The following is a 12,835-nucleotide window of genomic DNA, read 5'->3' as shown; positions in this document are numbered from 1 at the left end:
TGGGGCAACATCGGAGTTGGCGGCGATGGCGCCGCTGGGGAAGCTCTTCTCGTTCACATACGGCGAGCGGCCGTCATCTGACTTTCTCGCTCAATGGAAACAGACGTCGGTTTCGAGCACCGGCCAGGACGGGCGAACGATACTCACGAAAACGTTTACTGATCCAGCCACGGGGCTCCAGGTGCGGGCCGAGGGCGTCGTCTTCCCCGATTTTCCGGCGGTCGAGTGGGTGATGCACTTCAAGAACACGGGGACTACGGACTCGCCGATTCTGGAGAACGTCCTGCCGCTGGATTCGGAGATTTCGGTTTCCGGGCGGCCGGGCGTGCCCGTTTTGCATTATGCCAAGGGCGCTCTGTGTTCTATCGACGACTTCGCCCCGGTCGAGAAGACATTCGAGCCGGGCGCCGCGCTGCACTTGCAGCCGGGCGGCGGACGCTCGTCGAGCGAGGTGATGCCATTCTTCAATCTCGATCTGGGTGGCGAGGGGATGATCCTCGGCGTCGGCTGGACAGGCGAATGGGCGGCCACGTTCACCCGCGACGGCGGCGATCGGATGCGGATCGAGTCGGGCCTGGCCGAGACGCATCTCAAGCTTCACCCCGGCGAGGAGATCCGCACGCCGCGCATGCTGGCCATGTTCTGGCAGGGCGAGGCGGTGCGGGGCAACAACCTGCTGCGGCGGTTCCTGCTGGCCCATCTTCGGGCCCAACAGGGCGGCAAGCCGATCGTCCTGCCGGTGCTTCTGGCCGGATGGGGCGGCAGTCCCGCAACCGATCATCTGAAGGCGATCGAGCGGATCGAGAAGCGGCAGCTCCCGATCGACCTGTATTGGATCGACGCCGAGTGGTTCGGCGGGGCGCCGTGGTGGAAGAATCCCGGCAATTGGGCCGTGCGCAAGGACCTCTACCCGCAGGGATTAAAGGCCATCAGCGGGCCGTTGCACCAGGCGGGGAAGAAGTTTTTGCTATGGCTCGAGCCGCAGCGGGTCTGCCGGGGCACGGAGTGGGCCGGCTTTTTAAGCAAGCCCGGCTGGCTGCTCGAGCTCAAGGGCGGGACGTCTGAATACAAGCAGCACAACATGGACTGGAAGGCGCCGCACGAGGACCCGCGCTGGGTGCTGTGGGAAAGCCGGCGCAGCCAGATCGCCGAGAACGACATGCTCTGGAACATGGGTAATCCGGAGGCCCGGAAGTTCCTGACCGACTGGCTCTCGGACCGGATCGACGAGTTCGGGCTGGATTGGTACCGGGAGGATTTCAACATCTCGCCTTACGAATACTGGCAGGAGGCCGACACGCCCGACCGCGTGGGGATGACCGAGATCCGCTGGATCGAGGGGCTCTACGCCATGTGGGACGAGTTGCTGGCGAGGCATCCCGGGCTGGCCATCGACAACTGCTCGAGCGGCGGGCGGCGGATCGACCTGGAAACCATCGGGCGGGCCACGGCCCTGTGGCGGACCGACTGGCCGCAGGACGCCATCCATCGCCAGTGCCACACCTTCGGGCTGCTGTCGTGGGTGCCGCTCAACATGTCCGACGGCGCCGTGATGGCGAAGGGCAGCGAGTACGAATGGCGCAGCGCCATGACCGCTGGGCTGAACGTCAAGCTGCCGGAGAAGGACGACGACGAGACGGCGGCCGCGGCCAAGGCGCAGATCGCGCAGTATTTGGGCATCCGGAAGTATTTCTACGGCGATTATTATCCCCTGACGAAATACTCCCAGGCCAAGGACGCCTGGCTGGCCTATCAGTTGGATCTGCCGGAGAGCGGCGAAGGCTTGCTGGTCGTGCTGAAGCGGCCCGAGAGCAAAGAGGGCAAGATCACGCTGCGGCTCAAAGGGCTGGAGGGCGGGGCGAGCTACGAAGTCGCGAATCTGGATACGGGCAAGATCGAGGCGATCGCCGGCGGCCAATTGATGGCCGAGGGATTCGAGGTTGCGCTGGCCAAGCAGCCCGATTCGGCGCTGATACGGTATCGCAGGGCCGCGAAATAGCCGCTCGCTACGATATCAAACGATAGCCCTTTTCCTTGAACAAGCGCAGGCAGGCATCCACCACTTCGGGATCATAGAAAACCGCTTTGTTCTTGGTGATCTCTTCCAAGGCAAAATCGATCCCTACGGACGGTCGATAAGGGCGGTTGGACGCCATGGCCTCGACCACGTCGGCGACCGCTATAACCCGCGACTCGATGAGAATTTCGTCTCGGGTCAGCCCCTCCGGGTATCCGGATCCGTCGATGCGCTCATGATGCTCCAGGACCATTCTCGCTATAGGCCATGGAAATTCGACGTCTTTCAAAATCTCATAACCTGATCCGACGTGCGTTTTGATGAGGCTGAATTCGGCCGCCGACAATTTCCGGGGCGAGCTTAGAATCTCGGTCGGAACGGAGATCTTGCCGATGTCGTGGATGACCGCAGCCATACGGATCCCCTCGATCTGATCGCCGGACAGGCCCATTTCTACGGCTATGCTTCCGGCCAGATCCGCCACCCGGCGCTGATGGCCGGCGGTGTAGGGGTCTTTCGTCTCGACGGTCACGGCAATGGCATGGACGGTGGCATGCAAGGACTTCCTCAGACGCTCCGAGCTCTTCATTCGATCCGTGATATCGCTGACTAAAGCGACGAAATAATCCACCGTCCCATCCTGTTTTCGGACGCAGCCCGCCGCCAGGCTGGTCCAGAGAACCTCTCCGCTCTTGCGGATAAAGCGCTTATCGATCATATAGCTTTCGATTTCTCCGGCTAAAACGCGATTGAATTGATCGACGTCGACCGCAAGATCCTCGGGATGCGTCAAGTCGGACCAGGCCATTTCGTTGAGCTCCGGCCGAGAATAGCCCAACATGGCCGTCAGGCGGTCATTGACCTCGATCCAGCCTTTTTCCGGAGAGGTGATGGCGATGCCGATCAGGGGCAATTCGAAGTAGCTGCGGAAGCGGGCCTCGCTTTGCCGCAATTGATCCTCGGCCCGTTTGCGGTCCGAAACGTCGCGGGCCACGGCGATCATGCCGACGATCTTGCCTTCATGTCTGACGGGCGAACCGCTGACTTCACCGATTTTTACGGCTCCGTCTTTGGCGACGAACTCATAAATCGCCCCGGCGACCGTTTCGCCGTTCAAGATCAGCCCTATTTCGAGGATGGCCTTGGCAAAGCTTTCCGGGGTGAATACGTTTTTCAAATCGGCAACTTGCCGACCGATGAAATCCTGCGGTTGGAATCCCAACATTTTCTCGACGCTTGGAGAAATGCTTTGCACGACAAGATCGGTATCGATCATATAGATGACATCCGAGACGTTCTCGAAGCTCAGTCGATATCTCTCCGCCAACGTCTCGAATTGCCGCTTGGCGATCTCCAGATCCAGCATTTTCTTTTCGAGCTTGTTGAAGAGCACTTCGTTGTAGCTTCTGAAGAACTCCAGTTCTTCGCCCAAGGGCTTGATCGCGGGAGGTTCGACCGCCGGATCGGCGCACAGGACTTCCTGCAGGGCGCGGAGCAAGACTCCCGGTTCCTGAGGCTTAAGGAGGAACCGGTCCGCCCCCAGACTCAAGGCGAATCTTTCGTCTTTTTGCTCCGTGAAGCTCGCCGTATAGAATACGAACGGGATGCGTTTCAGCCGCTCGTCGGATTTGCATCGCCGGCACAGGGCGTAGCCGTCCATGACCGGCATTAAAATGTCCGAAACGATCAAATCGGGAGGATGAGCGCCGGCCTTTTCCAAGGCTTCCCGGCCGTTGGCCGCGGCAACGACGTCAAAGCCGTTTTTTTCCAATAGAATCTTCAGGATATAGGTATTCATGACGACGTCATCGACGATTAAAACCGTTTTTTTCATCGTCCCCCTCGCGTCGGCTTGGCTATGAAGAGGCGGTTCCCGACCCGCTTTTCTGCTTATGGTTTATTCTGTCAGCAAGCTATCCGGAATGCAAGTCCGCAAAAAAGCGCCCCGCCCGGAGGTCCGAGCAGGGCGCTTGGGGGTAGGCTGCGCTTCAGCTTCGCAACAGAAACGGATCAGACCGCGGGGCTACTTCTTGGGCGCCGCGGTCATTTTCTCCTGCAGGTTGGACTGCAGCGTCTCGCGCTGCTTGGCCGTCTGGAGGTAGATCTGGAGGTCGATGATATCGGCGCTCAGGGCCGTCGCCACGTAGTTGATGGCCTTGGAACCCTTGCCGCTGATGGCGCGAAAATCGTCGTGACCGAGCATGGCCTGGACGTATCCCCCGAGGAAGTCGTTGATGACGGGGACTAGGATACCGGCCGGGTCGGGCAACATGACCAGCTTGGTCACGGCCAGCAGACGGTTGAAACGGTTGAAGAAGAGGCCATCGATCTCGTTGGCCTCGCGGGCCTTCTTGGCCGCCAGCATCATCTCCTGCAGGCGCTGGTCGAAAGTGTCGCGGTCCCCGGGCGGGGCTTGAGTGGTCATTACGCGTAAATTGATGATGTACAGGTCGAGAAGGGCGCTGCCCGACTTCGAGGACACGTTGGCGACGTTCTTCTGGTCGTTCGGACCCGAGTCGGAGACTTGGCTGAGCTTGGCCTGGGCGTCGAATTCCTTGACGGCCTGCTGGCCCCATGAGGCCGCGGCCAGCAGCAGGACGAGACATGGAATCAATGCTCTTTTCATGGGTTCATACCTCCCCGGATTTGGATTTTAACAATGTTAGCGCGCGCTCGATGGGCTGTTCCTTGGTCAGGATTTCTATCTTTTCTTCGAGAGTGTAGCGAGGGATGAGGACGGGAATGGACGGGACGGTAATCGCGGCGTCCGCTTCGGCCTGCGCGGCCGCGGCGGAGAGAGGGGCGAAAAGCGGCGAGTTGGACGGGGCCGCGGAAACCGGGATGTGCGTCAGGTCCAGGGGGGCCAGATTGAGCGATTGGATCCCGGGAAGCGTCTCGAGGGTCGAGGCGAGGATCGTGGGATCCGGCGCGGGGCGGTGGTTGGAGAAGAGGACGGCTATCCCGATGACGGCAGCTGCGAGGGCGAGGCCGTAAACGGGCGCCCAGCGGAGGAGGGCGGACTTTCGGGGTCGGCGCGTCCCATGACTATGCTCCTCTGCGCGCATCGCCGCTCGCAACTTCCCCTTAAAGTCCCCTGCCCTGAATTGTGCTAATCCGGACTCGATCTCGCTTTGGATGAGCCCCTGAACGTCTTCGGGAAGCTCGGAAATCGCAGTCCGAGTTTCAGTCTTTTTCACGGATTTTCTCCCTCGCGGCTTCGGCCACGGCCTTGCGGGCCCGGTTGAGCCGCGACATCACGGTGCCTATCTTGATCTTCAGCGTCCGGGCGATCTCTTCATAGGACAATCCGCCGTATTCGCGCAGGACGAAGACTTCGCGCCGGCGGCGGGGCAAACGGGCGGCCGCGGCTTTAATCCGCCGTAAATCGGCGCCGGAATCGACGGGCGGATCGGGCCGGGCCATATCCATCGCCGGCCGCGGCAGGCTGTTGAGCGAGATGGTCGGCCGGCGCCTGTCGCGGCGGATGCGGTCGAGGCAGGTCGTGCGGGCGATCCGCAGGAGCCAGATCTTGGACCCGTAGGGGTTGCGCAGCGCGTCCCGGCGGGCGAAGGCCTTGAGAAAGACGTCTTGGGTCAGATCCTCGGCGTCGGCCGGGTTGCGCGAAAAGCCGAGACAGACCCGGAAGACATCCTCCCGGCAGGCGACGAGCCGGTCGAAGAGTCCGTCGCCCGGCTCGGTCAAGCGGCTGTCTCCTTCATGGCATATAGAAGACGCTGCGGGAGATGGAATATTCCATTTTCAGGAGAACCCAAGGTCCCCACGCTAAGGCTCGGGACGACGATAAGAACAATCGCCTCGCGCACGCTTGCGATGACAGTCTAGGGCACAGCTTCGGATTTCTTTTTCAGAAGCTTTTTCAGGAATTTTAGATCTTCACGGTCCTTGATGCGGCCGGCGGCCTTTTTCATTCGGATCATGTCCTCAAGAGAGGGGAAATACACCTCGGTCTTTCCGATTTTGCTCGTGATTCTATTTTCCCAGACTTCTCCAAAGACAATGCCTTTGACGAAAGGATGGATATCGGTTTCAAGAAGGTATTGGCGAATCAGGATTTTGTGAGTCAAGAAATCGTTCTCACTGAAATCCGACAAGCCATATCCGAATTCACGCAAGGCTTTCATGACCCTGCGGATATTAGGCCGGGTCGACTTCACGAACAGGTCGATATCCAAAGTCGCGCGGGCATACCCATAGGCGGGAAACGCCGTCGCGCCGATAACGACGTAAACGGCGCTATTTTCGTTTAGTAATCGAAGCAGCCGTTCCATGGCCATGGCGATGAAGCATTGCGCGCATTTCTCGGCTCTTCCGTCTCATGAGGAGGAATCTTTGTCGGAAAGTCAAAGAAGACAAATAGGCCAACTCAAACTCGATCTCGCGAGCCTCATCTTCCGTCTTTAAGAGTAGGATTCCGCCCCGTTCTTTACCGCGATCCATATATATATTATACCATGACGAGAGAGGTTGCCGCGTACGTATTCCGGGAGCACGAGGGATCCCTCGCCACGCTCGGGATGACATATGGTAGAGCTAAAATAGAACCTCTATCTTCATGGCGCCGGATGGGGCGGCGATCTCGAGCGTCTCCCCTTTAAACGTTGAGATGGGTTTGCCGTCGACCGTGACGCCCTTGATCGCCTCGCCGTGGGGATGGCGGAGGCGCAGAACGATCTTCTTGGGGGCCAAGCGCGCCGGCACGCTCAAGGTCACCACGATCTTCTTCTTATCGATCTGCGAATCGACCGAATAAGACACCGCTCCGAATCGGGTCGGGGCGTTCTTAATCTCGATCGTCTTCCCCGCGTCCAGCCAATCCCGGGGGACGGCCGGCAGGATCTGCAGCTCGTCGCCCTCGTCCCGCAGCAGCATCATCCGCAGCAGGCGGAGCTGCTCGGTGCAGGAATAGAGATGCGGCAGGGTCGGCTCGTTGGCCCCGGTGAAGAGATGCGTGACTTCGACACCGGAATAGGTCTGGCGCGACATGCCGTAGGCCAGCGAGCCGTAGAACCCGAGCAGGACGGGCTTGACGTTGCCGAGCTTGAGGCAGTCCAGCCAGTATCCGTAAGTGTAGGCGTGGTCCACACCGCCGTCGAACTCGGACATGCCCAGCCGCAGTCCGCCCTTCTCCTCCATGAACCGCATCACCATGGCCGCACGCGGATCGGCGGCGGGGAGAAATTCGCTCTCCAGCATGCAGCTTGCAATCAGGCCGTAATAGCCGCCGCCGCGATAGTTTGTGCTCTTGAGCAACCGGTGGGTATCCGGTTCGACGGGGAGGATCTTGCGGCCGTCGCGCACGATGACGGCGGCGTCCATGGAGGCGAGAATATCGGCTCGGTAAGCCGCGGCTTCTTTGGCGATGCGATCGGACTCGGCCTTGAGACCCGCGGCGGCCAGGGCCTTGGCCGTCTTCTCCAAGCCCACTGCGCAATAGGTGTCGCCGAAGTAGTCGAAGGACGGCGTCTGGAAATCGCAATAAGGGCTGAACTTGATCAGCCCGTAAGTTACGGCTTTGGGAGCGCCGGCGGGGGGGATCGATTCGCGGCGCTTGCGGATGATCCAGTCGGCCATCCGGATCATGTTGGGCGCGACGCGGCGGAGCCAGGCGGCGTCGCGGGTCATCTCGTAGTGCTCCCATAGGGCGAAGAGCAGCGTGCCCGGATCGGGGGTGCCGAAGTGCGAGGTAAAGAGCCCGTCGGGGGCCTGGAAGGTGAGCAGCGAATCGAGGACGGCGCGGGCCTCGTCGGGGCGGCCCCAGAGGTCGAGGGCGTGGGGGTAGAGGGCGGCGCTGTAGCCGAAAACTTCCTCGTAGAAGCCGGCGCCGTCGTGCGGCTCGAGGACGTCGTTGCGCTTGTCGACGTCGAGCGAGGCATAGGCCAGCCAGGCGCGATAGGCGTCGTTGACGCGCGGCTCGGGGACGTTGATTTGCAGGCCGGAGGCGAGATCCTTGGACCAGAAGTCGACGACCTGGCCATAGGCGCGGGCATAGTCGGGAGCGGTGGGCTCCTGATATTTGACGGTTCGAACGGCCCAGGGGATTTTGAGCCGGATCTTATGCGAGGCGCCGGCGGCCAGCGAGAGAGTCCACTCGCGCGGCGGATTGGCGGCGAACGCAGGCTCGAACCGGAATCGGACTTTGGTGTTGACGGTTTGGGCGCCGGCGTTGCGGGCATCCAGCTCGACATAGGCCCAGAGGTCTGCGTCGGGGCTCAAGCCCTCGCTGTAGCCGAAGACGGTTTCGATATAGCTGATGCCGCCGGAATCGAAGCGAACCTGGACGACGGGCAGAAAGCCCTTGAGGAGCGACTTGGAGCAGCCGGCGGGCGCCGCGCCGAAGCGGACGAACGGAGTCCCCATCTCGAAGAAGGCGACGGGGCTGCCCGCCACGTCCACGTCGTCCGAGAGCTCGAGGGTGCCGTCGGGGGCGACGCCGATATCGTGGAGGTGGTGTTTCACGCCGACGGCCTCGCGCGACTTTTTCATCCCGGGCATGAGGCCGGCCAGAATTTCGAAGCTCGGATCGACCTTGCGGGCCAGGATCTGATCGCCCATGATGTCCCGATCGGCCGCTTGGAGCTCCTTGATGCGCTCGGGTGCGAGGGGTTGGGGGGCTTTGGCGGGGGAAAGAGATTGTTTTTCTGTCGTCCCGAGCCGGCGCCTCGCCGTCCTCGACACGATATCGCTTCGAATTTCGTCGCGAGGACCCGGCGTGGGGACCTTTTCATTCAGCGAGGAGAGCGGCATCGCTCCCGCCAGCGTCACCAGCACGGCCCCGGTGATTATTGAAAATCGAGCCTTCTTTTTGGGCACGACATCCCTCCATTAATTCCCGCGCCAGGTGTATTCATAGTATTGCGCGCCGGCAACGCTGCAGGTCGATTCGATGGTCATGGCCAGCGACTCGACTTGGACGCCGCGGCCGGCGTGCCCGGTGGAGATGATCAGGTAGAATTTGCCGCCCGCCGCGGCCTCGGGGACGCGGCCCGACCAGGGGCCCTCGGCCTTGCCGGCTCCGGTCAGGAACTTGCCGCCCTCGAGGGTACAATCGAAGATGAATTCTTTGCCGTCCCGAACGACGCTTTGCGCCATCGTCGCATGGGAGAACATCGGACCCGAATCTCCCTGCGTCCCGGCCCAATCCATGGACGGCGGGATCATGACGACGCCGAATCCCATTCCCCGCGTCGCTTTGCTCGGCCGGCCGAAGAAGACCAGCGTATAGGCCCTGGTGAAAACGCCTCCGGCTCGCTCGACTTTAAGATCGAGCTTCAGCAGATCGCCCGGGGTCAACTGCTTGGGCGGGATGGTCCACTCGTGGAGGGAGGTGCCGAGCGAGCTCATCACCTTCGCCGTATAGCCGATGAATTCGACTTTGCCTTGGATGTCGGGGACCCAGGTGGCGCGGTGGAAGCGCCAAAAACCGGTCTGGACCCAAGCCCCTTGGGCCGGTTTGGCGGGCGGCGCCTTGACGATGTCGGTGGCCCGCAGCGAGCCGTCCCCGATGATTTCGAAGGAGCCCCAACCTGAAACCGCGCCGTGTTTTAAAGCCCAGGCCTTGGCCTCCTCCACGGTCCGGAATCGGCCGGTTTCATCAGGCTTCATAAAGGCCTGCCAGAAGACGGACATGGATCGGTCGATGACGCTGCCGAAGATCTTGCCCTTCCAGCCCAGGTAGACCTTGCCCTTAGTGCCTGGTTTGATGCCCATGCCGGTGGCGATGTTGCTGGCCTCGTTTTCCAGGGTCGAGCAGCCGGCCACCATCACGAACGAGGGTCCCGGCTTGCCGCTTTCGCGGATGGCGCGCGAGATGTCGGAGGGCAGGACGGACTCGTCGCTCCCGACGACAAGCGCCTCCACCTTGTCGAACACGCGGCTGTGGCAGCTGACATAGACGACGTCGCTCTCGGCGAAGGTGCGCAGGAAGTCCTGCTTGTTTTCGCCCTCGATATGGGCGGTCACGGTCTGGCCTTTGAAAACTCCGGCCTTGAGATTGTCGACGACATTCTTGTTGTTAAAGTCGCTGACGGCGTTCTTGCCTTTGGCCAGAAAGACTTTCAGGCCGGTGGGCGGGACGGGAGGCTTGGCTTGGGGCGCTTGGGACCAAGCGGTCCGGGCGACGGCCGGGGAGGAATGCAGGCCTGGAATAAGCGTCGCGGTCAGAACGATGGCTGTAAGCGCGAGCAAGCTGACGATGCGGATAGTTTTGCCCAACATTGGATTCCTCCCTGACGGATGGATGCAACTCGAGGATATGATTTGATTAATACAAACCCGCTCAAGTTACAAGGGCAAGGCCCGAGATATTCGGCGCCGCGCTTGACAACAGAATGGGCCCGGCCTACTATACACATATAGTTACACATATGGGAGAGCGGCCATGAAGCGCACCAATATCATGCTCGACGACGACCAGCATCGTTCCCTCAAAGCCTACGCCCAGAAAGAAAAACGAACGATCGGCGGACTGGTCCGGGAAGCTATCGATACGACCTACGGAGCCAAAAACAGGCTTGAGCAACGGAAAGAGATCGCGCTGAATGCCTACCGCGAAGGATTGATCAGCCTCGGCAAGCTGGCCGAAGTCATCGGCCTCGATCCGGTATCGGCAAGGCTCTATCTGCGGGAACGCGGGATCCCCCAGCGAGTCCAGGACATCGAAGATATCCGCCGGGATGCAGAGAATGCCTGAGATATTATTCGATACCCGTGTCTTATCGAATTTCGCCCACGCTGACATCATGGCGATCCTTGAACGGATGTATAGCGGAATCGCTCATATGAGCGGATTTGTCGCCGCCGAGATCATGCGGGGGATCCAGCTCGGGCATGACCCGTTGCATCGTGTCGAAACGGCCGTCCGGGCCGGCTGGATGAATGTGATGAACATCGAAACGGATTTGGAAAAAGCTCAATTCGAATCGCTTTCGATCTCTCTTGGCCTGGGCGAAGCATCGTCTATCGCATTGGCTGCGAATCGAGATTGGGTCTTTGCCTCCGACGATAGGCCGGCGAGGATCGCGGCCGGGTCGCGCGACGTGAAGCTGACCGGAACGATCGGGATCCTGGCCAAAGCGATTATCGAAAAAATACTGACCAGGGAAAAAGCCGATGAAATTCTAGCTTTAATGATCAAGCGCGGCTTTTATGCCCCCGTCAAATCCATGAAATCGCTGGTGGATTAGAAAGGAAACGAATATGCCGTTCGACGAAGCCCAAGCCAAGCAGATGGACGAAGCAGCCGAGAAGGCCTACGAGGAGATCAAGGCGAATTTGGATGCCTGGTCGGCCAAGGATTTAGTGAAATGGTGGGCCGGGTGGTACCTCAAGGCCGGGCACAAGCGCCTGGGGCGGGCCCTGGTCGCGCTGTCGAAGAGCGACGATTTCTAGGGATTGCCGCGCCGGTAAGAGAGGTCCCCACGTCAACTGTCATTGCGAGCCTTTGGCGAAGCAATCTCTCCGGCGCTTTACTCGGCGCGGGCAGGCGGATAGTATATTTTCCGCGAACCACCCGCCGTGGAAGGAGATCCCGATCATGAGTCCGAAGAAAGCCCTCACCTTGGCCCTCGCGATATTCATCGTCTTCGCCCTAACCTGGACGGCCGCCTGCCGCGACGATAAATCCGACGATGCCGGGACCGGCGGCTTCCTCGGCGATCTGGCCAAGCCGCAGACCGGCCGCTCGATGCGGGCCACCTCGGCCATGCGCGTCGGCGAGCTGCGCCGCGGCCCCGACGGCGACCGCAACACGGGGCCGCGCAAGTACGATCCCAAGGCCGATTTCCGCGGCGACAACGACATCAAGAGCAACTGGGACAATTTCAACGTGCCGCCGGGCGCAACCCATGTCCTCCTCGACGAAGCCGGCCCGGGCGTCATCACCCACATCTGGATCACCTTTCTCGGCCCCGAGCCGCAGGACTGGGCCCGCAAGGGCTCGGCCAACCACCAGGAGCTGATGCTCCGGATTTACTGGGACGGCCGGGAGCGCCCCGCCGTCGAGGCCCCGCTGGGCGATTTCTTCGCCAACTCCTTCGGCGAGCGCCGCGAGGTCATCAGCCTGCCGGTCGTCGTCGAGGGCGGCGACTCTTACAACGCCTTCTGGCGGATGCCGTTCCGCAAGTCGGCCCGGATCGAGATCGAAAACCAGAGCGACAAGCCCTTGAGCCTGCTTTACTACAACATCGACTGGATCAAGCTGGAGGATATGCCGAAGGACACGCCGTATTTCCACGCCCAGTACCGGCAGGAATATCCCGTCAAGAAGGGCGAGGATTATGTCCTTCTTGAAACAAGCGGCAAGGGCCACTATGTCGGCACGGTTCTGGCGGCGCGGTTCCGCAGCCCGGCCTGGTACGGCGAGGGGGACGAAAAGATCTCGATCGACGGCGAGGCCAAGCCCTCGATCTGGGGCACGGGAACAGAAGACTACTTCCTCTCGGCCTGGGGCCTGCAGGCGGCCAGCACGCCCTACTTCGGCGTCCCCTACTACGATCAGCGCGAGATCGGGGGACACACCAGCGCCTACCGCTGGCACATCGCCGATCCCGTCGTCTTCAATACGGGCATCAAGGTGGCGATCGAGCACTGGGGCTGGATGTCGCAGGACGAGAACCCCGAGTACAAATCCAACAGCTGGAACGAACGGGAAGACGATTACTCCAGCGTCGCCTTCTGGTATCAAACGGGCGAGCCGACCTTCACTGCGCGCGCCCCGGGAGCGGCCGAACGAAAGCTGCCGTCGTTAGACCGGACGGCCGTACGGGCCGCCGATATCGCGGCGAAGATTCGTTCGGGCGC

Annotated in this window: 12 protein-coding genes; 5 read left to right on the top strand and 7 right to left on the bottom strand. The window is 61.1% G+C overall.

The genetic code is table 11. From position 1 onward, the window contains the following. The coding region (locus NTZ26_09400) for an alpha-galactosidase (GenBank protein ID MCX6560720.1) at positions 1–1,999 on the top strand (1,999 nt) is incomplete at its 5' end. Between the two features lie 7 nt (positions 2,000–2,006). On the opposite strand, the gene NTZ26_09395 is transcribed toward NTZ26_09400, so the two are convergent. The 7 genes from NTZ26_09395 to NTZ26_09365 all read right to left on the bottom strand — a co-directional run bounded on the left by NTZ26_09395 (position 2,007) and on the right by NTZ26_09365 (position 10,252). Then, positions 2,007–3,851 carry a PAS domain S-box protein gene (locus tag NTZ26_09395; GenBank protein ID MCX6560719.1) on the bottom strand — a complete coding sequence of 615 codons (1,845 nt, stop codon included), beginning with the start codon at positions 3,849–3,851 and terminating at the stop codon, positions 2,007–2,009. Positions 3,852–4,040: 189 nt separating this feature from the next. Then, positions 4,041–4,643, bottom strand: coding sequence for a hypothetical protein (locus NTZ26_09390; protein ID MCX6560718.1), 603 nt, complete (start codon positions 4,641–4,643; stop codon positions 4,041–4,043). Positions 4,644–4,647: 4 nt separating this feature from the next. Continuing rightward, positions 4,648–5,214 carry a hypothetical protein gene (locus NTZ26_09385; protein ID MCX6560717.1) on the bottom strand — a complete coding sequence of 189 codons (567 nt, stop codon included), beginning with the start codon at positions 5,212–5,214 and terminating at the stop codon, positions 4,648–4,650. Next, complete coding sequence (locus tag NTZ26_09380; protein ID MCX6560716.1) at positions 5,201–5,719, bottom strand: RNA polymerase sigma factor; 519 nt, start codon at positions 5,717–5,719, stop codon at positions 5,201–5,203. The genes NTZ26_09385 and NTZ26_09380 overlap by 14 nt, the downstream gene beginning before the upstream one ends. Before the next feature lie 137 nt (positions 5,720–5,856). Continuing rightward, on the bottom strand, positions 5,857–6,312 hold the full coding sequence (locus NTZ26_09375; protein ID MCX6560715.1) for a nucleotidyltransferase: 456 nt from the start codon (positions 6,310–6,312) through the stop codon (positions 5,857–5,859). A 256-nt stretch (positions 6,313–6,568) separates the two neighbouring features. Beyond that, a complete protein-coding gene (locus NTZ26_09370; protein MCX6560714.1) occupies positions 6,569–8,848 on the bottom strand; it encodes a hypothetical protein in 2,280 nt (759 codons plus the stop codon). A gap of 12 nt (positions 8,849–8,860) precedes the next feature. Beyond that, positions 8,861–10,252 (bottom strand): hypothetical protein, encoded by a 1,392-nt coding sequence (locus NTZ26_09365; protein ID MCX6560713.1) that lies wholly within the window; start codon positions 10,250–10,252, stop codon positions 8,861–8,863. A 163-nt stretch (positions 10,253–10,415) separates the two neighbouring features. Here NTZ26_09365 and NTZ26_09360 point away from each other — a divergent pair, with 163 nt between their 5' ends. The 4 genes from NTZ26_09360 to NTZ26_09345 all read left to right on the top strand — a co-directional run. Further along, positions 10,416–10,727 carry a UPF0175 family protein gene (locus NTZ26_09360; protein MCX6560712.1) on the top strand — a complete coding sequence of 104 codons (312 nt, stop codon included), beginning with the start codon at positions 10,416–10,418 and terminating at the stop codon, positions 10,725–10,727. 88 nt (positions 10,728–10,815) lie between these two features. Then, positions 10,816–11,220, top strand: coding sequence for a hypothetical protein (locus NTZ26_09355; protein MCX6560711.1), 405 nt, complete (start codon positions 10,816–10,818; stop codon positions 11,218–11,220). Positions 11,221–11,233: 13 nt separating this feature from the next. Beyond that, positions 11,234–11,425, top strand: coding sequence for a hypothetical protein (locus tag NTZ26_09350; protein MCX6560710.1), 192 nt, complete (start codon positions 11,234–11,236; stop codon positions 11,423–11,425). A 145-nt stretch (positions 11,426–11,570) separates the two neighbouring features. Beyond that, on the top strand, positions 11,571–12,835 hold a 1,265-nt coding region (locus NTZ26_09345), incomplete at its 3' end, for a DUF2961 domain-containing protein (GenBank protein MCX6560709.1).

Source organism: Candidatus Aminicenantes bacterium, from assembly GCA_026393855.1.
GTDB lineage: Bacteria > Acidobacteriota > Aminicenantia > Aminicenantales > UBA4085 > UBA4085.
This window is presented reverse-complemented; position numbering and strand designations above follow the sequence as displayed.

What these genes read in the sequence shown, in the direction of transcription:
- NTZ26_09395 (MCX6560719.1), bottom strand. Translation starts at nt 3,851, where the DNA reads ATGAAAAAAACGGTTTTAATCGTCGATGACGTCGTCATGAATACCTAT.
- NTZ26_09390 (MCX6560718.1), bottom strand. Translation starts at nt 4,643, where the DNA reads ATGAAAAGAGCATTGATTCCATGTCTCGTCCTGCTGCTGGCCGCGGCC.
- NTZ26_09375 (MCX6560715.1), bottom strand. Translation starts at nt 6,312, where the DNA reads ATGGCCATGGAACGGCTGCTTCGATTACTAAACGAAAATAGCGCCGTT.
- NTZ26_09365 (MCX6560713.1), bottom strand. Translation starts at nt 10,252, where the DNA reads ATGTTGGGCAAAACTATCCGCATCGTCAGCTTGCTCGCGCTTACAGCC.
- NTZ26_09360 (MCX6560712.1), top strand. Translation starts at nt 10,416, where the DNA reads ATGAAGCGCACCAATATCATGCTCGACGACGACCAGCATCGTTCCCTC.
- NTZ26_09355 (MCX6560711.1), top strand. Translation starts at nt 10,816, where the DNA reads ATGAGCGGATTTGTCGCCGCCGAGATCATGCGGGGGATCCAGCTCGGG.
- NTZ26_09350 (MCX6560710.1), top strand. Translation starts at nt 11,234, where the DNA reads ATGCCGTTCGACGAAGCCCAAGCCAAGCAGATGGACGAAGCAGCCGAG.